We start from the raw sequence: 26,109 nt of genomic DNA, 5'->3' as shown, positions 1-26,109 counted from the left end.
ATACCAATATATCAAAACAACATTTTAAAGTCTATATCTGCTGAATAAAACCATCTAAATCCAGCTCAGCTAAATAATCACAAATTTCTTGATACTCTTCAAGTGAAATTTTTCTGTTTAGTGGCGGTTTATCAATAGCTTTAAAAGCAGGAAAGTATTGAAACATCACAGAAACATCAACACCGGGTAGGCTCTCTTTAATCCATTTTAATACAGCCTTTGAGTTTCCTACAAACCCTGGCAATACAAGATGCCTCACAATCAATCCCTGATAGGCTATGCCGTTTTTTGTTTTTAGCTTTCCCTTTGTTTTATACATCTCAAGCAGGGCAGCTTTTGCGGTTTGAACATAGTTTTTTACCTTAGAAAACTCAAAGGCAAGCTCATCATCTGCGTATTTCAAATCGGCAAGATAGATATCAACATAATCACTTAAAAGCCTTATCACCTCCACCTTATCGTATGATGAGGTGTTGTAAACTATGGGTATGGATAATCCCTTTTTTTTTGCAATTTCAATTGCTTCAACAATCAAATGAACAAAATGCGAGGGTGTGACAAGGTTGATATTATGGGCTTTTCTTTCCTGCAATTTTAACATAATTTCAGCAAGCTCTTCTATAGAGATGGTTTTATATGCTGCTTTCAGCTGGCTTATCGGGTAGTTCTGACAGTATATACATGATAGGTTGCATCCAGCAAAAAAGATCGTTCCAGAACCTTCGAGGCCGCTTATCGGTGGCTCCTCACCGCAATGAATATTAAAACTTGCAATCTCAAGCCTATTTCTGGTTTTGCATAAACCCCTGAACTTATTTCTATCTATGCCGCAGTTGCGGGGACACAGCCTGCAGCCTGCCTTAAAAAATTTCTCAAACACCGCTTAAATAAAAAAGGGGAGGCAAAACCTCCCCTGTTAAATTCATAAACAATTGTGTTAAAATTATTTTGCACCAGCAAGCTCTTCCAGCATGTCTGTTGTGATTGATTTTGGCCTTTCGATCTGATATCCAAGACCTCTGTCCCAAACGATGTTTGCTGTAACACCAAGTGCCCTTCCGATACCGAAGAGTACTGTGTAGAAGTCGTACTCCTGAACACCGTAGTGCCACTGAATACAACCGGAGTGTGCATCTACATTTGGCCATGGATTCTTTACTTTTCCAAGCTGCTGTAGGATTGGTGGAACTACCTGGAAAAGCAGATCCACATACTTAAAGATTGGATCATCAGGTAGATGCTTCAAAGCAAACTCCCTCTGAGCTGTGTATCTTGGGTCTGTCTTTCTCAAAACGGCATGACCAAATCCAGGTATAACCTGACCGGAGTTCAATGTATCCCAGACAAATTTCTCCATCTCCTCTTTTGTAGGAATCTTGCCGCCCATCTTCTCCATTACACCCTGGATCCATTTCAATGTCTCCTGATTGGCAAGACCATGCAGAGGACCGGCAAGACCGCACATACCTGCTGCATAGGAGTAATATATATCAGACAATGCACTTGCAACAAGGTGTGTTGCGTGAGCAGAAACATTTCCACTCTCATGGTCGGAGTGCAGGATGAAATACATCCTTGCAACATCATCGTAAGGCTCAGGAATACCCATCATATGGGCAAAGTTTCCACCAAAGTCAAGATTTGGATCAGCAGGTATATGTACATCGCCCTTATATTTCATTCTGTAGATATATGCACCCAGTACAGGGAGTTTTGGCAGAAGGTCCATAACATCTTCATACATATACTCCCATGCATCCATCTTGTTGAATTTGCCAGCATTATACCACTCAGCAAACTTAGAATTCCTCTGCATTGCAAGGATACCAGCTGCAAACATAGTCATTGGATGTGTATCCCTTGGCATAGCCCTTAAAATATCGATTACATACTGTGGAAGATCCCTTCTCTTTTTCCACTCTGCTGCAACCTCAGCTACATCTTCCTCTGTTGGTAACTCACCTGTGAGCAATAGATAGAAATGACCCTCAACATAGGGCATCTCTTTGCCCTCAGGCTTTGGCAACTTCTCCATAACCTCAGGGATTGTGTAGCCTCTAAATCTAATTCCCTCATAAGGATCAAGGTAGGAAATGTCTGTGATGAGAGCCTTCAAGCCCCTCATACCAGCAATGATTTTGTAAACGGTTACCTCGTCAATAACCTTGTCAGCAAACTCTTTGTAGAGTCTGGTGATCCTTGGTCTGTGGGCCTGAATCTTCTCAAACAGCTTCTCCTTAATTCCCATAACAAACCTCCTTAAAAAATAGTAATTTTATTCACTTCAGGCACATTGCCTATTGAATTTTCCCTGATGCCAGAATATCTATAGCACTTTCATTAACCATTGTCAACAGTTTTAATAACTTAATCAGAATAAATTTGTTTTGTTAATTATAGATAACAATAAAATTTTTTATTAACAAATTAACTCAAACAAATAACGCAGTGGGTTTCAACTATTAAATATTGTCATCTATGCAATTATTAATAGATTTTTTATAGATTTTTTATTGACAATAAAACGGTTTTATGTATTATTAGCCGAGTAAAGTTTGAAAACTAAAGGCAAAAGATTGAAAAAAATTAGTTTTTCTAAATTATCCATTTTAACGATAACCATATCAACCCTGATTATAATTATAACCACAAGTCTTCTATGGGACTATTTTTCCTCAACGCTTATCGACAAAACAATCAATTTTATGGAAAATAATGTTCATTTAAAAAGGCTAGAGGTGCTTGAGAAAAACCTCGTTGATGATGCGATTCAACTTGCTAACTACACCTTCGATAGCAGCTTATACAAAATCAAAGAAACGCTTCGCCAAAGGGATTATTCAGCCTACATGACAGCATTAAACATTTATAATAAATATAAAGAAAAAGAGCCTATCAAAAACATCAAGCAGCGAATCATAGACTCAATAAAATATCGCGTAATAGATAAAGGAAAAGGCTATTTTTTTATCACAACACTCAACGGCATAAAAATCTTATCTCCCCAAAAAGAATTAATAGGCAAAAACCTTTTAAGTATTCCGAAATACGCCCCATCCATAAAACAGGAGCTTGCCGTTATAAAAACAAAAAAAGAGGGGTTTGTAGAGGGTAGGTTTTTTCACAACAACAAAATTGTAACTCGCATAGCCTATATAAAACTATTTAAACCGCTTGGCTGGTATATAGGCTGTGGACGTTTGCTTCCAAACTTTAAAGAGAGTACAGAAAAAGAGATATTAAAGGAATTTAAGCTTTCCTTTGGCTCGCTAAAAAAAACAAACCTGTTTGTAATAAAGCTTTCAGACAATTCAACCTGCCCGGCAAAGGTAATTTTTTACACAGACCCTGCATTTAAAGGCCATACATGCATAAAACCAGACGACAGCTACATAACCTATCCAAACAACAAACCGTGTATCAAGGATTGCCTAAAAAAATTACTAAATAATGGTAGCTTAACGGTAAAGCTCATCTATCCTTTCCACCCGAAACAGGATAGATTGAGAATTACACACCTGAGATACTTTAAAAGGCTAAACTGGATTGTTGGCGCCTGCTCACCAGTTCATATAAAAAGCGTTATAACTTTAAAAACAACCATACCCAACAATATTCGCAAGTTTTTTGTTTTCACAGTTGTTTTTTCCCTTTTTGTCGCTTTAATTGTATGGGTTTTAGCTATACTTCTGTTCATCTATAAACCTGTAAAAAACGACCTTAAAACCATAGAAAACTTTTTTAAATCGTATCGATTGAAAAGAAGGATAAACACTGACACCATAAATACAGAAGAGATTGCCGACATATCTCAGAAAATCAATACTTTGGTAGAAAAACTTGAAAAGAGAAATAGGGTATTAAAAAGCATAAATGAAACTTATCGTGCACTTGCATCAAACATGCCTGACTGCATGCTTATATTTGCCTTAGAAAACAACTCATACATAGTAAAAAATTTTAACATAGCAGCAAAAAACTCTCCTATGCTTGATGTAAACAAAAAACTGGCATCTGAGGTAACAAAAATAAACAACATCGACAAAATCCTAAAAGATGTTGACAAATACTCTGTATGTATAAACTTTTCAGCCATTATAGAAAACGAGATTTGTGATGTAAGGGTTTATAAACTATCTACTGGATATTTAGTAGGCTTGTTTAAAATAATCACAGAAAGAGTTAAGCTATTTAAATACCTCCAGCAGTCTAAAGCGCAACTTAGCGAGCTTATAAACAACATCAAAACGGGTATCATACTTGTCAACAGAAAAGGCGAAATTGTTTTATCAAATCACTTTTCAAAAGAGCTTTTAGGGTTTAAAGAAAAAATAAACATTGAAGAGATAGACCTACCTATAAGCCTAAAGGCAAAATTTGTAAAGGTTCTAAAAGATAGGGATATATGCGAGGGATGTCAGGTAAACTTAACCACAGCTGATGGCAAAAGTAAATGGTTCGATGTTTATACCTCAAAGATTACGCTCAACAACGAAAATTACATTATCATCTCATTTAACGACATAACGCAGCGATATATCAAAAGCAAACAGCTTGAGTATCTGAGTTTCCACGATACTTTAACAGGTCTATACAACAGGCATTACTTTGAAGAGGAGATAAAAAGATTGTTTAATAAACGCAGTTGGCCATTGGGATTGGTTTTACTTGATTTAAACGGTTTGAAAATTATAAACGACATTCTGGGTCACGAGATGGGCGATAGGCTTTTGAAAAAACTTGCCGAAATTCTATCAACATCTGCACGCTCTACAGATATAGTCGCACGAATTGGCGGGGATGAGTTTGCTGTTTTGATGCCCAATACAGATGAAAACGGCATAAAAAAATATTTAGAGAGGGTAAAAGAAAAAATAAAGAAAAACAACGATTTTGGTGATACATTCATCAGTGTATCGTGGGGATGGACTGTTTATTCGGGACAGTTTAAGTCATATGAAGAGCTATTTAGAGAAGCTGACAAACATATGTTTAAAGATAAATACTCTAAAGACAGAATTTCCCATCTAAAAGAAATTATCAAATGGACAGTTGAAACAAAGAAAGGCTCGATAGACAAAAAGCTTGAAGAGTATTTCCTAAATAGATAGCCCCTCCCATCGCAAAATCTTTCTTTTAAGTTCAATAGATTCAATAGATGGAGTATAGCCACCAATACCGTTTTTTGCCACTACCCTATGACATGGAACAACAAACACAAAACGGTTTTTCTTTAGCAGGTTCCCAACAAACCGTGCATAGGTGGGTTTTTTAAAAAGAACGGTGGCGACATCAGAGTATGCATAAACCTCGCCGATCTTTGTCTCAATAAGAAACTTATGAAGCAGTAACTCATTTCTACTTAAAAGATCCATATCAAGCAGAGTATAATCAAAACAGGAGAAATCCTTATGCAAAAAAATATACTCAAAAACTTTTTTTAAATCGCCTGTTAATGGAATGCCTTCTCTTTGGCTGCTAAATTTGATGGAGCAGATCTTTTTATTACAAAACTCAACTATCAACCAGCGCTCAAAAGGCGTGTCGATAAAAAATCTACTCAACAACGACCTTTATATGGTAGATACTTGCAACGGTATCCTCCTGAATCCTTTTTACCATATCTTCAAACTCATCGAAGGATACCTTTTTATATTCAACAAGCGGATCGCGCTGACCATAACCTCTTAAGCCCACAGCATCACGCAGATAATCCATATTTTTAAGATGCTCTCTCCAGTGCATATCAACAAGTTGAAGCATAATCTGCCTCTCAAGTTCCCTCATCTGATCTGAGCCTATAAGCTCCTCTTTTTGATTGTATTCATCAATCAGGCTTTTTTTGATATCCTCAATCAGCTTATCCCTTCTTTTTGTTTTTGCAATCTCGCCTGTGTCAATCTTAAATGTTCTATCAAATATTCGCCTCATCTCCTTGTTAAACCCATCCACATCCCAGTTTGTGGGGTCTATTTTCTCTGGAAGATATACATCGGCTACATCATCAACAATAGACTCTATGTAGCTTAAAATATCGTCTTTTAACTCAACACCTTCAAGTATGCTTCGCCTTTGTTGATAGATCACCTGCCTTTGTTTATTCATAACATCGTCATACTCAAGCAGGTTTTTCCTGATATCAAAGTTATAAGCCTCAACCTTCTTCTGGGCATTCTCAATGGCACGCGTAATCATCTTGTTTTCTATTGCCTCACCCTCTTCAACGCCCAATTTGTCCATCAAAAGCTTGATTCTTTCCGATCCAAAAATCCTCAACAGGTCATCTTCAAGCGATAAAAAGAACCTTGATTCACCAGGATCACCCTGCCTGCCCGATCTTCCTCTAAGCTGGTTGTCTATACGCCTTGATTCATGCCTTTCTGTGCCCAAAATAAACAATCCGCCCAATTTTTTGCTGTCTTCTGTTAGCTTTATATCCACGCCCCTACCTGCCATATTGGTGGCAATTGTTACCCTGCCAACCTCACCAGCATGGGCTATGATTTCTGCCTCCTTTTCATGATGCTTTGCGTTTAAAACCGCATGCGGTATTCTTTTTTTAACAAGGATTTTGTGCAGCTCCTCGGATTTTTCCACACTTGTTGTGCCAACAAGAACCGGCTGACCTTTTTTATGTCTTTCCTCTATCTCTTTTATGATGGCGTTGATCTTCTCTTTATGGGTTTTAAACACCAAGTCGTTATGGTCTATTCTTCTTATCGGCTTATTTGTTGGTATAACAACAACATCAAGATTGTATATCTCTTTAAACTCCCTGGCCTCTGTTGCGGCAGTTCCTGTCATTCCTGCAAGTTTTTCATACATTCTAAAGTAGTTTTGAAATGTAATCGATGCAAGCGTTTGAGATTCCTTCTGAATTCTTAAATGCTCCTTTGCCTCAATCGCCTGATGCAGACCGTCTGAGTAGCGTCTATCGGGCATCAATCTACCGGTAAACTCATCAACAATAATAGCCTTACCATCTTTAACTATATAATCTTTGTCCCGCTCATATACAGCATGAGCCTTAAGCGACTGATTCACCATATGGAGAATCTCAATATTTTCTATATCATACAGGTTTTTTATACCTAAAATCTTCTGGATCTTTTCAACGCCTGAATCGGTTAAGACGGCATTTTTTGCCTTTTCATCTACCTCATAATCCTCAGGCTTCAATTGCCTGACAGCCTTATCAATTTTGTAATACATTGAGGATGGCTTATCTGCAACACCAGAGATAATAAGCGGTGTTCGTGCCTCATCAATCAAAATCGAGTCCACCTCATCGACGATGGCGTAGTAAAATTCCCGCTGAACATAATCATCAAGCGAAAAACTCATATTATCCCTTAAATAATCAAAACCAAACTCACTGTTTGTGCCGTATGTTATATCCGCCTGATACGCTTCTTTTCGTGAACAGGCAACAAGCTTTGTCGTGAACTTTTCTTTATCATCCCATTCAACTAAAAACGACTTGTTCTGCTGCTGAATAACACCCACACTCAAACCCAAAAACAGATAGATAGGCCCCATCCATAAGGCATCCCTTTTGGCTAAATAATCGTTAACCGTAACAAGATGCACGCCGCGGCGGGTTAGGGCATTTAACACAAGCGGTAGTGTTGCAACAAGCGTTTTACCCTCGCCTGTTTTCATCTCTGCAACCATGCCTTTATGCAAAACATATCCACCAATTAGCTGAACATCAAAATGACGCATATTAAGCGTGCGTCTGGCTGTTTCTCTTGTTAGTGCAAAGCTTTCAACCAAAATATCATCAAGATTACCCTTGGATTGATATCTATCTTCAAGCTTTTTCAACTCTTCCTTAATCTGTTCATCACTTAAAGACTTTGCCCAGGCTTCTTTATCGTTAATCTTATTCACATAAGGTTGAATAGACTTCAAAACCCTATCATTTTGAGTTCCAAAGATCTTTTTAAGCACTCCAGATATCATTTTCACTCCTCAAAAACATAGTCTGCCAAATATTAGTGTAGATCGCCTAAAAAATCAATAAAAAAGCTTGACATTAACAGTTAAAAAAACTAAAAATTTAAAAATAGTTAGAGGATTTGCAATGAGAAAGATTTATCTTATCGTTGTTATTTTTACAGGTCTCTTTACTCAATTATGTTTTGCTTTTAATAGAAATATTGGATATGTTGGTACATTCTGGGGATTGGAAGTAAAAAATTTTAATATAAGCGCTTCAGATTTAAAAGTCGGCAGCAAACTTCATGCATCTTTTGAAATCACAAATATAACAAAACACCTTATAAAAACAGGGAAATACGGCTTCTTTATTGCCTGTAGAAATCCTGATGGCAAAAACAGGGATTTTGGCCACACATATAAAAGCAAGTTTATCAAACCTCACCAGACAGTTAAAATCTCAGCCACTATCAAGATAAATAAAGCTGGTAGATGGATATTCTGGCCAGACATAAGCTTTCCTGCAGGGCACTGGGGACCGTATCAATGGAGAGCCATCACACTAAACTTTTCAGAACACAGGAACAATAAAAACAAACACCATAAGAAAAATAAAAAACAACCCTCTGTATTAAATATTTCACCCCCTTATCTAAACTGTTCTGGTTGGAGAAAAACAATAAATCCCGGGAGAGGCTCAAGAGCTTTATACTTTTGCAATTACAATACAGGTTATTTAGGAATATTAGATCAGGCAATTCTTGGAGGTTCAACATCTGAGGCTACGCAGTACATTTATTTCAATTCACCAAAAAACGGCAAAGTAAAAGTAACTGCAACAATATATTATACAGGTGGTACAAAGGTTGTTGGTTTAGGAGCTTTTGCTGGATTAAAAGTAACCGCTCGATACAAATCTCATTACAAGCAAAAAACAGTAATACCTGGATTAAACTACCAGATAGCAGCAGGAAAAATTATTGATCTGGTACTACTTGCAGCGCCAGGTATTTCAAAACCAAGAGATGTCGAAGAAGCATTAGAAATGCTTGATACAATAAACAATGTAAAATCCCTATTGGAGGGCATGCAAGAACTCTACAGAGCAAAAAAAGCCAAAAAAATAACATACATATTTTACATAAATGCTCATAAAGGAGGAAATATTGTAGGCATTGGGTTAAGGGGCAATTGTTCGGGTGTTGTAACTGGTTCAAGTTTTGTTATTACTTCAGCACAGCTTATAAATGTAAGAATTGATTTTAGATGAAAAAATTAATTTTTATACCGTTTCTTCTACTTTTAACCTACCCTGTAGGAGCAAAAGATTTTACTTTTACAATACCAAATAAAAATACAACATGGATCGAAGGGCACAGCTACACTATAAAATGGCACTCAACCATAAAAGACAAAATATGTTTAGGCATCTTAATAGGAGGAAAAGATAAAGGTTTTGTCAACAATTGCAACACACCTGCTACAAAAGGCAGTTTCACTGTAAAGATACCTTCAGGATTTGTGAGCGGATTCGGTATTCCATCAAGTAATCTTTGCAGGGTTGCAGCGTGTCTTGTTTCAAAACCAATAGAGTGTTTCTATAGCAATTACTTTACAATTTCTGCCTTTAAGCCACCCAAAATAGACAACTGCACAAAAGCCATTAAAGACTTTTTTGGTTTTCTCAATCACAAACAATTTAAAAAAGCCTACTCCATGCTCTCTTTTGCAGATTATGTTATGACAGACTGCAATGGTGAAAAAATCCATTTTCCTGCTGCAGGTGATTTTGAGGCGTTTAAAAATAGATTTTCTAAAACAGTAGAGATAGAAAAAATAGAGGATATGACAGATAAAGACACAATATGCAGTGCTCTATCAACAGTTGGCATAAAAACCTTTAAAGTTAGATTAATCTACACCGACTCCCATACAACCCAAACACTATACTTATACCTTTCAAAGGATACAAACAACGACTGCAGAATAGTTAATATATCATCGAATCCTTAATAATTAATTAAAAGCACACATCTAAATGTAAAAGTTAAGTAATTTATAAATTTAGTGACATGGATAAAAATTTATGATAATAAAGTTTTAACAAATTCTAAGGAGGTGTTTTATGAGAAAGCTCTTTTTAAGGCTTTTAGCAGCTTTGCTTTTGGTAAGCTTTATCAGTCTGCCGTCGTTTGCCATCTCTAAAAAAAGTTATGTCATCATCGGCACGACAGATAAGATTACCTCATTAGATCCAGCAAAGGCTTACGATTATCTTTCTGACAACATTCTTCAAAACATCGGTGCAGGATTGGTAAAGTATATTCCAGGCACAACAAAGATTGTCCCAGATCTTGCAAAAAAATGGAAGGTTTCAAAAGACGGTTTAACCTACACATTTTACTTAAAAAAAGGCCTTAAGTTCTCAAACGGTGATCCAATCAATGCCGAAGCTTTTAAGTATTCCTTAGACAGGGTTATTAAACTTAAACAGGATCCATCATTTTTGCTTGCTGATGTTCTAAAGAGCGTTGAGGTTGTAAACGATTATGAGTTTAAAATCCACCTAAAATACGCCTTTGCACCGTTTATAAGCATTTTAGCCTTCCCTGTATCCTATCCGGTCGATCCAAAGGTATACCCTTCAGATAAGGTCTATGATGGAATGCCTGTATCAAGCGGTCCATACATGGTTAAAAAATGGGTAAGAGGTCAGCAGATTGAATTTGTAAGGAACCCTTACTATCACGGCAAAAAGGCAAAAACACCAATCATTCTTTTAAAACTTTACAGAAACGCAAACACTCTGTATATCGCACTTCTAAATGGTGAGATCGATGTTGCATATAGAACGCTACTGCCACAACAGTTTGCCAAGATTCAGAAAAACAAAAATTTTGTTGCTTTAGTGGGTCCAAGTCCATTTATCAGAGAGATTGTTTTCAATGTAAAACAGAAACCTTATGGAAACACAGCTATAAGAAAAGCCTTCTCTTATGCAATAGATAGAAACCAGATAGTTAAAGATGTTTTCAGCGGCCAAGTAGATCCACTCTACACATTGATTCCTAAAGGCATGTGGGGACACAAAAATACATTCCCCAAATACAACCTCAAAAAAGCAATTAAAATGTTGAAGAAACTGGGCTACAGCAAAGAAAAACCTCTCAAGATAACCCTGTGGTATAGCCCATCACACTACGGCTCAACAGAGGCTGCATTAGCATTAACAATAAAAAATCAACTTGAAAAAACAGGTCTTGTAAAATGCCAGCTAAAATCTGCAGAGTGGGCAACATACACAGATTACTACTTCAACGGCGTTATGGGCATGTTCCTGCTTGGCTGGTATCCAGACTACTTTGATCCAGACGACTACATGTGGCCATTTTTGGCAAGCAGCGCAAGTCCATCTATGGGTTGTTTCTATTCAAACAAAACAGTGGATAAACTACTCTCAAAAGCCAGACAGGTCACAGACAAAAAGGAAAGAGAAAAAATCTATGAAAAAGTTCAGAAAATACTTGCAGAAGAGGCTCCTTATATTCCACTCTTCCAGGGTAAAAAAGAATTGTATCAAAACCCAACATAAAGGGAATTTTACTTGACCCTGTTCAGATTTTCCGCTATTATCTGCTCTACAAAGAATAAGGGCTAAAGGGGGTTTATCCCCCTTTTTATTTTGCCCTTTGTCTGGGAGGAAAAAGCCATGAAAAGCTACATCTTAACAAGGGTATTTTTATCCATCCCTATGGTTTTAATCATTTTAACAATAGTATTTTTTGTTTTGAGGGTGCTTCCTGGAAACCCTGTTTTAGCCATGCTTGGACCAAAAGCGCCACCATCTGTTGTAAAGGCAATGGAGCATCAGATGGGGCTGGATAAACCTATCCTTGTCCAATATGCGGATTATCTAAAAAACATTGCAAAAGGTGATTTTGGCAGATCTACAGTCACATCGATGCCTGTTTTAAAAGAGCTCATGCAGAAATTCCCGGCAACATTGGAACTAACAATATTTGCCATGATAGTTGCCGTATTTATAGGAATTTTCTATGGAACCTATGCAGCTTACCATTTAGGCGGTCCGCTTGATCTATCGGCGCGCATCTACTCGATTTTTGTATATTCATTTCCCGTATTCTGGTTTGGATTGATGCTGCAGTTAATTTTTGGTGTTTGGTTGCACTGGCTGCCTGTTTCTGGTGAATCATCGCCTTTTATGACCCCCGATCCCATCCGCACAGGACTTTATGTTGTGGATGCAATAATAAACGGTCAATGGGATGTTTTAAAAGATGCCCTTATGCATCTAATACTCCCATCAATCACACTGGGGGTTGTAATATCGAGTATATTTGTAAGAATGGTTAGATCCAATGTTGTTTTAACGCTTTCTGCTCAATACACCACCGCAGCAAGGGCAAGGGGCGTCAAAGAAAAAACGGTTCTGTTTAAACATGCATTAAAAAATGCCCTACCACCCATTCTCACCATCATGGGTTTGCAATTTGCCCTGCTGCTTGGGGGTGCAGTTTTGACAGAGGTCACATTCTCCTGGCCAGGTATAGGCAGTTATCTTGTATCAAGGATACATGCAAGGGATTTCCCCGCTATTCAGGGAACAATCGTGTTTTTTGCAATATTTGTTGCGATAATAAGCATTCTTGTTGATGTAATAAACGCCTGGATAAACCCGCGAGTGAGGTATTGATAATGGTAAAAAACGCCAATCAAATGGTATCAGCCCGTTTTTCATCCTTTATAAAAGACCTGCTTGGAGATTCAAGTGGCATAATGGCTTTAATTGGTGGAGGTCTTCTTATAATCTTTATCGTTATGGCAATCTTTGCACCCATGATAGCACCTTATAATCCTATTCAGCCCTCTGGTACCCCACTTCAGCCACCCAATATTCACCATTTAATGGGAACAGACAACCTGGGCTATGATGTTTTTAGTCGTTTCATTTACGGATCAAGAATGGCTTTAACAATAGCACTTATTGCAACAGCCATAGCTGCAGCTATAGGTATTCCACTTGGTTTGATTACAGGCTATGCAGGTGGCATACTGGATAGGGTTATGACAATGATAATGGATTCTGTTTATACATTTCCCGGATTGATACTTGCAATAGCAATAGCTGCGGTGCTTGGACCGGGTATTATTAACATCTCACTATCGATAGCCGTTGTCTATATTCCAACATACTACAGAGTGATACGCTCACAGGTAGCCAGTGTAAAAAATGAACTGTATGTAGAAAGTGCTAAATCGATTGGCGCAGACACAATATCGATTATCTTCAGATACATACTTCCCAATGTTTTACCTTCTATTATTGTCGTGCTTTCCATGAATATAGCAGATGCGATCATGACAGAGGCTGGGCTTAGCTTTCTTGGTCTTGGCATCACACCTCCAACACCCGATTGGGGGTACGACCTTGCAAACGGTCAGCAGTTTATCATATCAAACCAGTGGTGGATGGCTTTCTTTCCTGGCGTAGCAATTATCTTAATAGTGCTTGGTTTTAGTATGTTTGCAGAAGGCTTAAACGAATACTTCAATCCAAACATCGGGGAGAAACGGTAATGCTGTTGAGTATAGAAAATTTTTCAATCAACTATAAAACAAGAAAAGGCGTTGTTAGTGCTGTTAAGGATGTAAACCTAACGATTCAACAGCAGGAGAGCGTGGGCATTGTGGGAGAGTCAGGCTGTGGAAAATCCACCTTAGGAACAGCTATTTTAAAGCTTCTACCAAAAAATGCTCAAACTATTGGGGCTATAAATTTTGAAGGCAAAAATCTAATAACACTGAAGGATGAACAGATAAGAAAAATAAGAGGCAAAGATATAGCAATGATTTTTCAGGATCCCATGACAAGCCTCGATCCAATTATGAGAATAAGGGATCATTTTTTTGAGCTGTTCAGGGTGCACAATCCCGATATGAAAAAAGAAGAGATGATAAAGATAGCATCTGAATCATTGGAATCAGTAGGTGTTGACCCAAAAAGATTGGATAACTACCCCTTTGAATTCAGCGGCGGTATGCGCCAGAGGGTTATGATAGCAATAGCCATATCGCTAAAACCAAAACTCTTAATAGCCGATGAGCCCACAACTGCGCTGGATGTTGTGGTACAGGAGCAGATTATGCAGGTGCTCAACAAACTCAAAGAAACGATGAAAATGTCAATCATGCTGATTACACACGATATGGGTATAGTGGCTCAACTTGCTCAGAAGGTTGCCGTTATGTATGCGGGTCATCTTGTTGAATTTGCTGAGGTTAAAGAACTGTACAACAAACCACTACATCCATACACGCAACTGCTTTTAAAATCCATACCAAACATAAAAATAGATGATATGGATCTAAAGTATATTGAAGGCTCTCTTCCAGATTTAAAAAACCCACCCAAGGGATGCAGGTTTTATCCGCGATGCCCGTTTGCAAAGGAAAAATGCTCTCTTGAGGAGCCACCCGATATAACAATCGATAACAGAAGGGTAAAATGCTGGTTGTATGAGGAGAAAAATGGATAGTCAGGTAATAGTAAAGGTTGATAATCTTTCAAAGGAGTTTGAGCTAAAAAGACCCTGGCTTGAGGCGATATTCAAACGAGAAAAACCTATAGTAAAAGCTGTGGATAATGTTTCTTTTGAGATCAAAAAAGGTGAAACATTGGGTGTTGTAGGTGAATCAGGCAGTGGCAAAACAACATTGGGCAGAACAATTATAAGACTCGTTGAGCCTACCAGAGGCTCTATATTCTTTGATTCCTACTACATAGAAAAACTCTCAAAAGAACAGCTAAAAAAAGCCCGAAGAGACTTTCAGATTATATTTCAGGATCCAATGGCAAGTTTAAACCCCTACATGAGCGTGGGCCAGACAATCTCCCATCCACTTGAAATCCATACAAACCTCTCAAGAGGGCAGATAAAGCAGAAGGTTTTAGAGATACTTGAATTGGTAAATCTATCGCCAGCTGAGGATTTCTACAATCGCTACCCTAAATATCTATCAGGTGGCCAAAGACAGAGGGTTGTCATTGCACGAGCTCTTATTACAAATCCCAAATTTGTCGTGGCAGATGAGCCCACAGCCATGTTAGATGTTTCTGTCCGCTCTCAAATATTAAAACTCATGATAAACCTAAAAAAGGAGCTAAAACTCACATATCTTTTTATTACACACGACCTTGCGAGTGCCAAGTATATCTGCGATAGAATTGCCGTTATGTATTTAGGCAGTATCGTAGAGATTGCAAAAACATACGATATATTCACAAATCCGCTGCATCCATACACAAAAATACTGCTAAGCTCTATACCTGTACCCGATCCAAATATAAAAAGGGAAAAAATCCTACCCAAAGGTGAAATACCCTCAGCTACAAAAATTCCATCGGGTTGCAGATTCCATACACGCTGTCCATTTGCAAAAGATAAGTGCTCTAAAGTAGAGCCAGCTTTAAAAGAGGTTGAAAAAGGTAGGTTTGTTGCCTGCCACTATGTTTAATGGAAATAAGGAGAGGTTAACCTCTCCTTATGATGCTTTTTTTCTCAATCTATCATAAAGGCGAGATATAAGGCGGGATGCTTTGTTGTCGTGAATAACGCCCTTGGTTGCAATCTTTCGAATAATCCTTTCTGCTTCTACAAGCTGCTGCTTGATCTTCTCCTGGTCGGTTTCAGTGTCGATAATCATCCTTGTTTTTTTAAGGATGTTCTTTAGCCTTGTCCTGTAAGCCTTGTTTCTTGCGTATCTTTTTTTATTCTGCCTTGCCCTTTTAATTGCAGATTTGTGATTTGCCACAGACACCTCCTCCTTTTCAAATTTGCTGATTTTAATTACCATAATGAGAAACCAAAGTCAAATTTTTAACGATTTTATAAATTGATTAGATTTAATGCATTATTTACATTTTTTGTGGATTATTTTTATATATTTCATAATATTTTCTAAAATAGAGACTTGAAAATTACAGAAAAAGGAGTATTGTTAGCACTCGAGAATGATGAGTGCTAACAAAAAGTAAAGGGAGGTGAGTAAGATGGCATTCAAACCACTGATGGATAGGGTTCTGGTAGAACCGCAGGATTTAGAACAGAAAACTGAGTCCGGTATTATTATTCCAGACACAGCCAAAGAGAAACCACAGCAGGGCAAAGTTATAGCAGTGGGTGATGATGTAGAGGTTGTAAAAGAGGGCGATGTTGTCGTATTTGAAAAGTACGCTGGTAACGAAATCAAGATCGACGACAAGAAGTATGTAATTCTAAAAGAAGACGAAATCTTGGGAAAATTCGAGTAAAAGGGAGGTGAGAAGATGACTGCAAAGATCCTGGAGTTTGGTGATAGCGCAAGAGAATCTATAATGAGAGGTGTCAATAAATTAGCAGACGCCGTTGCCGTTACAATGGGTCCAAGGGGTAGAAATGTCGTAATAGACAGAAGATTTGGAAGCCCAACAATCACAAAAGACGGTGTTACAGTTGCAAGGGAGATTGAATTAAAAGACCCATATGAGAATATGGGTGCTCAGCTTGTCAAAGAGGTAGCAAGCAAGACAAGCGATGTAGCAGGTGATGGTACAACAACAGCTACAGTTTTGGCCAGGGCTATCTTCAGAGAAGGCCTAAGAAATGTTACAGCTGGTGCAAATCCTATAGAAATCAAAAGGGGAATCGATAAGGCTGTTGATGCTGTAGTTGAAGAGCTCAAAAAAATCTCCAAAGAGGTTACAGATAAAAAACAGATCGCTGAGGTTGGCACAATCTCCGCAAATAACGATACAGAGATCGGAAACATCATTGCAGATGCAATGGATAAAGTTGGCAAAAACGGTGTCATCACAGTTGAAGAGGCAAAAGGCACAGAGACAACGCTTGAGCTTGTTGAGGGTATGAGGTTTGACAGGGGGTATCTATCTCCATACTTTGTAACAAACCCAGACAAGATGATTGCAGAGCTTGAGGATGCATTTATCGTAATCACAGACAAAAAAATCAGCTCAATGACAGAGTTCTTGCCACTTGTTGAAAAGATAGCAAAAACCGGCAGACCGTTCCTTGTAATTGCTGAAGAGGTTGAAGGTGAGGCTTTGGCAACATTAGTCGTCAACAAACTCAGAGGCACATTGCAGTGCTGCGCAGTAAAGGCTCCCGGTTTCGGTGATAGAAGAAAAGAGATGCTCAGAGATATAGCAATCCTCACAGGTGGTCAGGTAATCAGCGAAGAGACCGGTATGAAATTCGACGCTGTAGATATAGATGTATTGGGTAGAGCAAAGAAGATAATCGTTGACAAAGAGAATACAACAATCGTTGATGGTATGGGCTCCAAAGAGGAGATTCAGGCAAGAATTAAGCAGATCGATGCTCAGATTGAGCAGTCCACAAGCGAATACGACAAAGAGAAATTAAGAGAAAGAAAAGCTAAATTAGCAGGCGGTGTTGCAATCATCAAGGTAGGTGCTGCAACAGAAACAGAGATGAAAGAGAAAAAAGCAAGGGTTGAAGATGCTCTGAATGCTACCAAGGCAGCTGTTGAGGAAGGTATCGTGCCCGGTGGTGGTGTAGCTCTTCTGAGATGCCAGAGTGCACTTGACAACTTAAAAGGTGAAAATGAGGATCAGGATATCGGCATAAGGATTATAAGAAAAGTGCTTGAGGAACCTGCAAAGGTTATAGCAAACAACGCAGGATTTGAAGGTTCAATTGTAATCAACAAGATCAGAGAAAACAGCGATGTAAGCTACGGATTCGATGCAAGAAACGGTGAATATGTAAACATGTTTGAAAAAGGTATCATCGACCCAACAAAGGTAGAAAGAACTGCTATCCAGAATGCAGCCAGTGTTGCTGGTTTGATGCTAACAACAGAAACATTGATTACAGATGATCCGAAAGAGAAGGAGAAAGAAGAAAGGGCAATGGCTGGTGCTGCTGGCGCTGGTGGAATGTATTAAAATTCTCACCTCCTTTAGAAATAACCACCCCTGGCGACCCTTCGTCAGGGGTTTTTTTATTTACAAAACCTTTTATTTTAAAAACGGATTGAATTGCCTTTCATGGGCTATGGTTGTAGATTTTCCATGACCGGGATAAACAACCGTATTATCGGGTAGCTTGAGTAGTTTTTGCAGGCTTTCAAATAATGCATCTCTATCAGAGTGAGGCAGGTCCCACCTGCCGACAGATTCATAAAACAGCGTATCGCCGCTAAAAAGCAGATTGTGTTTTGAATTATACAAACAGATAGAACCCGGTGAATGACCTGGAGTTTCTATAACCTCTAAAATCTCATTACCAATCTCAATAATGTCACCGTCTTTAAGAAGAGTATCAGGTGCAGGAGATGGAGGCTGATTTTTACCAAACAACACCATGGCATCGACATGGGATTTTAGAAGTAGTTCTTTGTCGTTTTTGCCTATAGCAAGGGGAATATCGTATTTTTCTTTAAAATAGGCGTTTGCCCCTACATGATCAAAGTGACCATGCGTATTAACAATAACAACAGGTTTTATACTGTTTTTTGTAATAACATCATCTATTTTTTCAGCCTCATCACCGGGATCGATTATCGCAGCCTTTTTTGTGGCATCACAAACAAATATATAACAGTTTTCTTCCAATTCCCCAACAACTACAGTTAAAACCATAATAAACAAAAAAGCCCCTGCTACTTAAAGCAGGGGCATAAATTACAAAATTTATTAGCCAAATTTGTAGGCTACGCCAAAACCGCCCCGTGGGTATTTCCATGTAATGTAATCACAGGCTATTCTGCATGTGCCGCATTCAACGCAGGCATCGTAGTTAATGGATATCTTCTGCTCTTTTTCATCCCATGCATAAACACTTGCAGGGCAAACATAGGTGCACTGCTTCTTCTGGCATGTTTTACAGACCTCTGGATCTGATATACCTAAATGGCTGTATTCATGATCAACATTGTATCCAACAAGGTAGAGTTTATCCTCAATTCTTAACTTCTTCATCTCAATTTCCTCCAAATTGTAAACATATCTTTAGCCAGATTGATATAACCAAACCTGCTCTTAAGCTCATCCTTGATCTTTCTAAACTTCTCAGGTTTTGGTGTACCATCAACAGTATAAATCTCTGCCATAGCATCGATGATAAACTGAGGATAATCTGTAAGCAGGTATCTTTTCTCCTCAAGCAACTCAGGCACATTCTTGTAGAATTTCAAATCCTTCAAAACATACATCTCTTCCAATTTATCCTGATACCTTGAAAGCATCCTCTCGGAGAAATCATTGGCATCCTTTGCTTCAAGGTATGTTTTTGCCGCTGCCTTTCCACTCTCGATAGCAAGGTTTGAACCCTCTCTGTGGATGCTATCAACAAGCATTGCAGCATCACCACAAACCATAAAGCCATCGGTGTAGAGCTTTGGAACGCTGTAATATCCACCCTCAGGAATCATGTGTGCAAGGTATTCCTTCGTATCGCCGCCCTCAATAAGAGGTAATACCGATGGATGGGATTTAACCTTTTCAAGCAAGTCGTTTGGATTCATGTGGTGATCGATTAAATCCTTAATAATGGCGCCAACACCGATAGAAACAGATGTTTTGTTTGTGTAAATCCATGCCATAGCCTCAATGCCTTCAAAAAACGGTCCAGTAAGCTCAATTGTAACACCCTCTGAAGGATCTACAACACCAAACCTATCGTTAACCTCTTTTTCGTTTAAACCTATAATCTCCTTTGTTGCCACAGCCACCTTTTCAGGTGTAATCTTCTTTCTTAAGCCCAACGACCTTGCAAGGAAGGATTGTACACCGTCAGCTGCAATAACAACATCGGCATACAAATCACCCTCAGGTCTATCGGTTCTTACACCAACAACCTTGCCTTCCTCAACAATCGGTTCAACAACAACTGTTTCATTAATCAATAATGCTCCAGCCTCAACAACCTTTTTTGCAAACCACTTATCAAAATGTGCCCTGAATACACTGAAGCAGTTATAAGGCTCTTTGTTATGCTTCTGAGTTCTTATACCCATATTAAAATGGGACTCCTCATCTAAAAGCCACATTCTCTGCTCAATAATATGTCTTTCAAGGGGAGCCTCTTTGTAGAATTCAGGGATTAGATCATCCATGGGCTTCCTGTATAAAATTCCGCCCATGACATTTTTAGCGCCGGGGAATTTTCCCCTTTCGATAATAATTACATTTACACCGGCTTTTGCCAGAACATAGGCTGCAGACAAACCTGCAGGACCAGCACCAACAACTATAACATCAAAATCTTTTTTTCTCATTTTGCTCTCCTTTTAAGCCTTTCCCAGTTTTTCCTTAAACATTTTTGTCATTTTCGGAAGAACCTCTAACACATCGCCAACAATACCGTATGTGGCTATTTCAAAGATTGGGGCATCGGGGTCTTTGTTTATTGCTATAATAATCTCTGATGATTTCATACCCGCCTGATGCTGAATAGCACCAGAAATGCCGCATGCAATATAGATCTTTGGATGGACAGTCTGACCGGTCTGCCCAACCTGTCTTGTCTGGGGAGCCCATCCTTCCTGAACAGCCTTTCTGCTTGCTGCCCATGTACCGCCCAATACATCAGCAAGTTCCTGAACAAGTTTCATGTTTTCCTTTGCTCCCATTCCAAAGCCACCGGATACAATAATATCGTAGAATCCAAGATTGACCTTATCACCCTCTTCAACGATCTTTTCAACGATCTTTTTAAGGTATTTTGATTTATCAAATTCAAATTTCTCTTTTATAACCTCACCTTTAACAGGTGCCTCAACAGCTTTATAAACGCCCGGCCTTGATGTTGACATCTGAGGCCTGTTGTCTGGGCAGAAAATCGTAGCCATCAGGTTTCCGCCGAATGTAGGTCGTGTCATCAACAGGTTCTTTGTTTTTGGATCGATATCAAGAGCTGTTGTATCAGCTGTAAGACCTGTCTGTAAAACCGTAGCAATTGTTCCAGCTAAATCCCTTCCTAAAGTCGTAGCACCGATAAGCACAACCTCTGGTTTATACTTTTCAATCATGTAAACAATAGAATCCCTGTAAGGCTCTGTCATGTAATCTTTCAGGAAGGGATCCTCGATAATGAAAAACTTCGTTGCGCCGTATTTAAATATCTCATCTTTGAACTGCTCAACCTTGTCACCCACAGTAAAGGCATGCACCTCGCAGTCAAGGTCTTTTGCCAACTCCCTTGCCTTACTCAATAGCTCCAAAGAAACATGAGCTACCTCACCGTTCTCATATTCAATAAAAACCCATATATGCTTATACTTGCTAATATCTTGTTTAATCATCTTTCTACCCTCACCTTAGCTTACTTTTCCCATTTCTTTCAAAACGGGAGCTATTTTTTCATAGAGTGTGTTTAAGATATCATCCAGACTATCGCCCTCTATCATCTCTCCTTTTTCCCTCTTGGGAGGCGTGAATGCCTTTTTAACCTTTGTTGGTGAATTTTTCAAACCGCAGTATGAGGCATCTATTTCCATATTTGATGAATTAAGCACAGCAACCTTGCTTCTTGCTGCCTTGATAAGGTAAGGTAGAGGAGCAAAACTCAATGTATTGAGTTCCTCTTCAACGGTCAAAAAGCACGGCATAGGAACTTCTATTACTTCCCTACCACTTTCAACCAATCTTTCAACAACCATCGTTTTCTTCTCAGGATCAACCTTCTTGATGTCTATAACATAGGTAACAAGTGGAACATTGAACCGTGTGGCAATACCGGGACCTGTCTGGGCAGTATCACCATCGATTGCCTGTTTTCCAGCCCAGAAAATATCTACAGGGCCTTCTTCTTCAATAATCTTTTTAGCACCAGCCCACAAAGCATAACTTGTTGCAAGCGTATCAGATCCTGCAAAAATCCTATCACTTAAAAGATAAGCGTTGTCTGCACCCATGGATAAAGCCTCTTTTAAAGCATCCTCAGCCATGGGTGGACCCATACAGATAACAGAAACCTTTCCACCAAATTCATCTCTAATCCTGACTGCTGCCTCAATGGCGTGTTTATCAAACGGGTTGATAATAGCAGGGACACCTTCCCTGATAAGGGTACCTGTCTCATAATCAACCCTGACCTGAGCAGCATCAGGCACCTGCTTAATAAAAACTAAAGAGTGCACTTGAGCCTCCTTTCAACAAAAATCTTATTATCTTCTTAGCCGCTATATTTATTACCATAATAGAAAAATAAGTCAAGTGCTTAAATACAAGCCTTTTAAGCAACATCTAACAATTTAAATTTGACAATTAAATATTAAGAGATTATTATAAAGAAAAATAATTTCTCAGGGGGGATTAAAGCAGATGGGAGTAGTAGGAATAAGTAGTTTGATATTTGTAGCATATTTTGTTCTTACAACAGTTGCATATTTCTTTTTAAAGAGCATATTTTATATTGCATTTGCCGTTTTATCGATAGGATTTTTTGGTATCTTTTTAGTCTACTACTACAAAACCTTCATTAAACCTATCAAAAATCTAAACAGTTTCTGTTCAAAAAACCTCTGCTCAACATACAATTTAACAGACAGGCTACCGCCTGCTCCAAAAGAACTTGGCTTTTTTAACCTTGCAAACGGATTGATTGCAAATGTTCAGGAAGCCCTTAAAAAAACCTTGGCGACCGCGAATAAGGTGGCCGTTCAGGCAGCAAAAGTATCATTTAACGCTCAGAAAATCTCAGGTAATGTCAAAAAAGAAGCAGAAGGCATGGAAGATATAAACAATACAATGGATGACATCAAAGAAACAATAAACAGCGTATCAAGAAACATCACAAACACCTCAGAATTCATGCAAAAGGTCAACGATCTTGCAAGGGAAGGCTCAAGTAAAGCAGAACTTGCCATCCAGAAAATCGAAGATATAGCTGACGAGACACAGAAAAACGCAGAGATGATGAAAAATCTTGGATCATCATCTGAGGAGATAGGCAAAATCGTTGATGTAATAAATGAAATAACCGATCAAACGGCTTTATTATCCTTAAATGCAGCCATAGAGGCAGCACGAGCCGGTGAGGCTGGTAGAGGATTTGCTGTTGTGGCTGATGAAATCAGAAAATTAGCCGACAAAACAGCCCATTCCACCGACCAGATCAGGCAGATCGTTCAAAAAACCCAATCAGAAACACAAAAAACAATAGATGCAACACTCAGATTAATAGACAGGGTTGCAGAAGGTAAAGACTTAATAAAAACAGCATCGGATGCTTTAATAGAAATAGCAAACGGTGTATCAGAGGCAAGTAGAATGATAGAGGATGTTGCAGCTGCAGCAGAGGAGCAATCATCAGCCATAGATATGATCTCCCAAAGGATAGAGGAGATGGCTGAAGATGTTGCAAAAAGCGCAAACAGAATAGAAACAATCAAAGAAAACACCTATCAAATTTCAAAAACCGCAGAAGATCTGTTTACATTTATGATAAAATTTAGAACTGGCTCATACATCGATAAAGTATATGAACTGCTGCGCAATGCCAAAGAGGAGATAGAAAAAACATTTGAAGATGCTGTAAAAAATGGCATTATCAGCTCTGCCGATCTATGGGATAGAAACTATGTTCCCATTCCAAATACAAACCCCCAGAAATATAAAACCCGTTTTACAGATTTTACTAAAAAGTATATCCAGCCGATAGAGGACAAATACCTGAATATGGATCCCAATTTTAAATTCGTTGTTTTGGTTGATAACAATGGATACCTGCCGGCCCATAACACCATTTACGACAAACCTTTAACCGGGGATTACGAAAAAGACCTCGTTGGTAACCGCTCGATGAGAATATTTAATGACCCAACAGGGCTTGCAGCTGCAAGAAATACAAATCCCGTGCTATTGCAAACCTATATGCGCGATACAGGTGTTGTAATGAACGACATCTCTGTGCCAATCTACTTTGAAGGCAAGCATTGGGGCGGCTTGAGAATAGGATTTATATGGGAAGAATAATGAATGAAAGTAATAAAATCAAACGGCTCAATTGAGGAGTTTGAGCCTCAAAAACTTATCAACTCTTTAGTGAGAGTGGGGGCAGATGTAGATGAAGCTATTGAGATTGCAGACATTATTCAGACAAGACTAAAAGACCCCACCCCCACTCGATTTATCTACAAATACGCAAAGCAACTATTAAAACAGCTTAACCATAAATACATGCTTAAATATTCCCTAAAAAAAGCAATGATGAGAATCGGACCAAGTGGGTATCCTTTTGAACGCTTCTTTGCTGAGCTTTTGAAAAAATACGGATATCAAACAAAAATAGACATAGTTGAAAAAGGCAGATGTATAGAGCATGAAATCGATGTATTGGCTCTTAAAGGCGAGATGCTTGTAAGTGTTGAATGCAAATACCATTCCTCACAAACCAGAGCAAGCGATGCAAAGGTTGCGATGTATATCAACTCCCGTTTTATCGACCTAAAAGAGAGTCTTTTAAAAAAATACAGAAAGCAAAAATTCGAGGGGTGGCTTGTTACAAACACAAGGCTTACCACCGATGCAGTTAAATTTGCACGCTGTTATGGTTTTAAAGCGATAGGCTGGCGATATCCAGAAGATGGTGGTTTAGAAAAACTCATAGAGAATAAGCATTTCTATCCTGTAACTGTTTTAACTGGCATAAAATTAGAGCTTCTAAAACGGCTCATAAATCACGAAATAGTAACGGTAAGCGATTTTTACAATACACCCGACAGCGAACTTGAAAAGCTGGGTTTTTCTTTAAAAAAGATCAGGCAGCTTAAAAAGCAGGCCTATGTTCTGCAACCCACTTGATAATATTCAAACCCAAACTCCTTCAAAAACTCCTTATTGTATTGATTTCTACCATCAAAAATCACAGGGTTTTTTAGGCGTTTCTTGATCTCATAAAAATCGGGGCTTCTAAACTCCTTCCATTCTGTCAGTAAAATCATGGCATCTGCATCATTTAAAGCATCGTATTTATTGGGTAAATATTCAATTGCTTTAACGTCTTTTAGCCAGAAGCTCTTTGCATTTTCCATCGCCTCTGGGTCGTAGGCTTTTATAAATGCTCCCCGTTTTGTTAACTCTTTAATAATCGTTATTGAAGGCGCCTCTCTCATATCATCGGTTTGCGGTTTAAAAGCAAGTCCCCAGATGGCAAACACCCTGCCCTCTAAATCCTCTCCGAACTTACTCAGAATCTTATTTAAAAAATAATACCGCTGCGCTTGATTCACATGCTGCACAGCCTTGATTATTTCAGGCTCAATACCGTTATCCTCTGCCATCTTTTCAAGTGCTCTAACATCCTTGGGAAAGCAGCTTCCACCATAGCCCACACCGGGATAGATAAAATAATAGCCGATACGCTTATCGCTTCCTATACCAACTCTAACCTTGTTTATATCTGCACCAACAGCCTCAGCAATCCTCGATATCTCGTTGATAAAGGAGATCTTTGTTGCAAGCATGGCGTTTGCTGCATATTTTGTAAGTTCAGCGCTTCTAACATCCATAGCAATAAAACGCTCATGGTTCATGGTAAAAGGCCTGTAAAGCTCCTTCATAATCTTCATCGATTTTTCATTGGATGCACCAACTACAACCCTGTCTGGTTTCATAAAATCAGCTACAGCATCTCCTTCTTTTAAAAACTCAGGGTTGGACACTACATCAAATTCAAATGGCACTCTATCACCGAAGCGTTTTTTTAGCTGAGCGTTTATTGTCTCTTTCACCCTATCTGCCGTGCCCACAGGCACCGTTGATTTATCAACAATTATTGCCTCATGGTCTAAATATCTTCCTATATCTTCTGCGGCTTTCAAAACATGGTTTAAATCGGCGCTGCCGTCCTCAGATTGGGGCGTGCCAACGGCAATAAAAATAATATCACTGTTTTCAATAGCAAACTTTACATCTGTTGTAAAATGCAGATTTCCCTTTTTGAGATTGCGTTTTATCATCTTATCCAATCCCGGTTCAAATATAGGCACTATACCTTGGCTTAGCTGCTCTATCTTTTTATCATCTATATCAACACAAATTACATTGTTGCCCATCTCGGCAAAACAGGCTCCTGTAACAAGACCAACATATCCGCTTCCAATCATTGCAAGCCTCATATT

23 protein-coding genes are annotated in these 26,109 nt (G+C 38.7%); 12 read left to right on the top strand and 11 right to left on the bottom strand.

Translation table 11 applies throughout. The annotated features are described in order from the left end of the window. Positions 1-31: 31 nt before the first annotated feature. Positions 32-880 (bottom strand): radical SAM protein, encoded by an 849-nt coding sequence (locus tag EK17_RS01140; protein WP_035586779.1) that lies wholly within the window; start codon positions 878-880, stop codon positions 32-34. Between the two features lie 63 nt (positions 881-943). Then, the gene (locus tag EK17_RS01135) at positions 944-2,248 is read right to left on the bottom strand and encodes a citrate (Si)-synthase (protein ID WP_035586776.1); all 1,305 of its coding nucleotides are present in this window, start codon (positions 2,246-2,248) and stop codon (positions 944-946) included. A gap of 328 nt (positions 2,249-2,576) precedes the next feature. On the opposite strand from EK17_RS01135, the gene EK17_RS08885 reads away from it, so the two are divergent. Beyond that, positions 2,577-5,111, top strand: a complete 2,535-nt coding sequence (locus EK17_RS08885; protein WP_051904335.1) for a cache domain-containing protein — start codon at positions 2,577-2,579, stop codon at positions 5,109-5,111. On the opposite strand, the gene EK17_RS08880 is transcribed toward EK17_RS08885, so the two are convergent. Further along, on the bottom strand, positions 5,100-5,564 hold the full coding sequence (locus EK17_RS08880) for an MGMT family protein (RefSeq protein WP_156957493.1): 465 nt from the start codon (positions 5,562-5,564) through the stop codon (positions 5,100-5,102). The genes EK17_RS08885 and EK17_RS08880 overlap by 12 nt on opposite strands. Next, positions 5,557-7,965 (bottom strand): preprotein translocase subunit SecA, encoded by a 2,409-nt coding sequence (gene secA, locus EK17_RS01120; RefSeq protein WP_035586773.1) that lies wholly within the window; start codon positions 7,963-7,965, stop codon positions 5,557-5,559. The genes EK17_RS08880 and secA overlap by 8 nt, the downstream gene beginning before the upstream one ends. Before the next feature lie 121 nt (positions 7,966-8,086). Between secA and EK17_RS01115 the strand changes: the two genes are divergently transcribed. From EK17_RS01115 to EK17_RS01085, 7 genes are all read left to right on the top strand, one after another. After that, entirely contained in the window at positions 8,087-9,211 is a 1,125-nt protein-coding gene (locus EK17_RS01115) for a hypothetical protein (protein ID WP_035586770.1), read from the top strand. Continuing rightward, positions 9,208-9,954: a hypothetical protein gene (locus EK17_RS01110; RefSeq protein WP_035586767.1), complete on the top strand. Its 747-nt coding sequence runs from the start codon at positions 9,208-9,210 to the stop codon at positions 9,952-9,954. Before EK17_RS01115 ends, EK17_RS01110 begins: the two co-directional genes overlap by 4 nt. Before the next feature lie 112 nt (positions 9,955-10,066). After that, positions 10,067-11,533: an ABC transporter substrate-binding protein gene (locus EK17_RS01105; RefSeq protein WP_198018118.1), complete on the top strand. Its 1,467-nt coding sequence runs from the start codon at positions 10,067-10,069 to the stop codon at positions 11,531-11,533. A gap of 117 nt (positions 11,534-11,650) precedes the next feature. Then, complete coding sequence (locus tag EK17_RS01100; protein ID WP_035586765.1) at positions 11,651-12,655, top strand: ABC transporter permease; 1,005 nt, start codon at positions 11,651-11,653, stop codon at positions 12,653-12,655. Between the two features lie 2 nt (positions 12,656-12,657). After that, entirely contained in the window at positions 12,658-13,539 is an 882-nt protein-coding gene (locus EK17_RS01095) for an ABC transporter permease (RefSeq protein ID WP_156957492.1), read from the top strand. Then, on the top strand, positions 13,539-14,498 hold the full coding sequence (locus EK17_RS01090; RefSeq protein WP_035586762.1) for an ABC transporter ATP-binding protein: 960 nt from the start codon (positions 13,539-13,541) through the stop codon (positions 14,496-14,498). Before EK17_RS01095 ends, EK17_RS01090 begins: the two co-directional genes overlap by 1 nt. Continuing rightward, a complete protein-coding gene (locus EK17_RS01085) occupies positions 14,491-15,477 on the top strand; it encodes an ABC transporter ATP-binding protein (RefSeq protein WP_035586760.1) in 987 nt (328 codons plus the stop codon). The genes EK17_RS01090 and EK17_RS01085 overlap by 8 nt, the downstream gene beginning before the upstream one ends. A 27-nt stretch (positions 15,478-15,504) precedes the next feature. Here the strand turns inward: EK17_RS01085 and rpsT are convergent, their stop codons facing one another. After that, complete coding sequence (rpsT, locus tag EK17_RS01080) at positions 15,505-15,774, bottom strand: 30S ribosomal protein S20 (RefSeq protein WP_035586757.1); 270 nt, start codon at positions 15,772-15,774, stop codon at positions 15,505-15,507. 238 nt (positions 15,775-16,012) lie between these two features. Here rpsT and groES point away from each other — a divergent pair, with 238 nt between their 5' ends. Both groES and groL read left to right on the top strand, forming a co-directional pair. Then, positions 16,013-16,273, top strand: a complete 261-nt coding sequence (gene groES, locus EK17_RS01075) for a co-chaperone GroES (protein ID WP_035586755.1) — start codon at positions 16,013-16,015, stop codon at positions 16,271-16,273. A gap of 15 nt (positions 16,274-16,288) precedes the next feature. Beyond that, positions 16,289-17,929: a chaperonin GroEL gene (gene groL / locus EK17_RS01070; protein ID WP_035586753.1), complete on the top strand. Its 1,641-nt coding sequence runs from the start codon at positions 16,289-16,291 to the stop codon at positions 17,927-17,929. Positions 17,930-18,001: 72 nt separating this feature from the next. Here groL and EK17_RS01065 read toward each other — a convergent pair whose 3' ends face one another. From EK17_RS01065 to EK17_RS01045, 5 genes are read right to left on the bottom strand one after another with little or no spacing between them, the layout of a single operon-like run. Beyond that, positions 18,002-18,625, bottom strand: a complete 624-nt coding sequence (locus tag EK17_RS01065) for an MBL fold metallo-hydrolase (RefSeq protein ID WP_051904357.1) — start codon at positions 18,623-18,625, stop codon at positions 18,002-18,004. 54 nt (positions 18,626-18,679) lie between these two features. Further along, positions 18,680-18,964 carry a ferredoxin family protein gene (locus EK17_RS01060; RefSeq protein WP_035586751.1) on the bottom strand — a complete coding sequence of 95 codons (285 nt, stop codon included), beginning with the start codon at positions 18,962-18,964 and terminating at the stop codon, positions 18,680-18,682. Then, positions 18,961-20,262 carry an FAD-dependent oxidoreductase gene (locus tag EK17_RS01055; protein WP_035586748.1) on the bottom strand — a complete coding sequence of 434 codons (1,302 nt, stop codon included), beginning with the start codon at positions 20,260-20,262 and terminating at the stop codon, positions 18,961-18,963. The genes EK17_RS01060 and EK17_RS01055 overlap by 4 nt, the downstream gene beginning before the upstream one ends. A gap of 12 nt (positions 20,263-20,274) precedes the next feature. Further along, positions 20,275-21,288: an electron transfer flavoprotein subunit alpha/FixB family protein gene (locus tag EK17_RS01050; protein WP_035586746.1), complete on the bottom strand. Its 1,014-nt coding sequence runs from the start codon at positions 21,286-21,288 to the stop codon at positions 20,275-20,277. Positions 21,289-21,303: 15 nt separating this feature from the next. Further along, positions 21,304-22,125, bottom strand: a complete 822-nt coding sequence (locus EK17_RS01045; RefSeq protein WP_035586744.1) for an electron transfer flavoprotein subunit beta/FixA family protein — start codon at positions 22,123-22,125, stop codon at positions 21,304-21,306. Between the two features lie 184 nt (positions 22,126-22,309). Between EK17_RS01045 and EK17_RS01040 the strand changes: the two genes are divergently transcribed. After that, positions 22,310-23,962 (top strand): methyl-accepting chemotaxis protein, encoded by a 1,653-nt coding sequence (locus tag EK17_RS01040; RefSeq protein WP_035586741.1) that lies wholly within the window; start codon positions 22,310-22,312, stop codon positions 23,960-23,962. Between the two features lie 3 nt (positions 23,963-23,965). Continuing rightward, positions 23,966-24,790 carry an ATP cone domain-containing protein gene (locus EK17_RS01035; RefSeq protein ID WP_035586740.1) on the top strand — a complete coding sequence of 275 codons (825 nt, stop codon included), beginning with the start codon at positions 23,966-23,968 and terminating at the stop codon, positions 24,788-24,790. Here EK17_RS01035 and EK17_RS01030 read toward each other — a convergent pair. Next, a complete protein-coding gene (locus EK17_RS01030) occupies positions 24,769-26,106 on the bottom strand; it encodes a UDP-glucose dehydrogenase family protein (protein ID WP_035586735.1) in 1,338 nt (445 codons plus the stop codon). The genes EK17_RS01035 and EK17_RS01030 overlap by 22 nt on opposite strands. Positions 26,107-26,109: the final 3 nt, after the last annotated feature.

This window comes from Hippea jasoniae, assembly GCF_000744435.1.
Classification (GTDB): Bacteria; Campylobacterota_A; Desulfurellia; order Desulfurellales; family Hippeaceae; genus Hippea; species Hippea jasoniae.
Note: the sequence above shows the minus strand (reverse complement) of the source record. Positions and strands in the feature narration are given on the sequence as shown.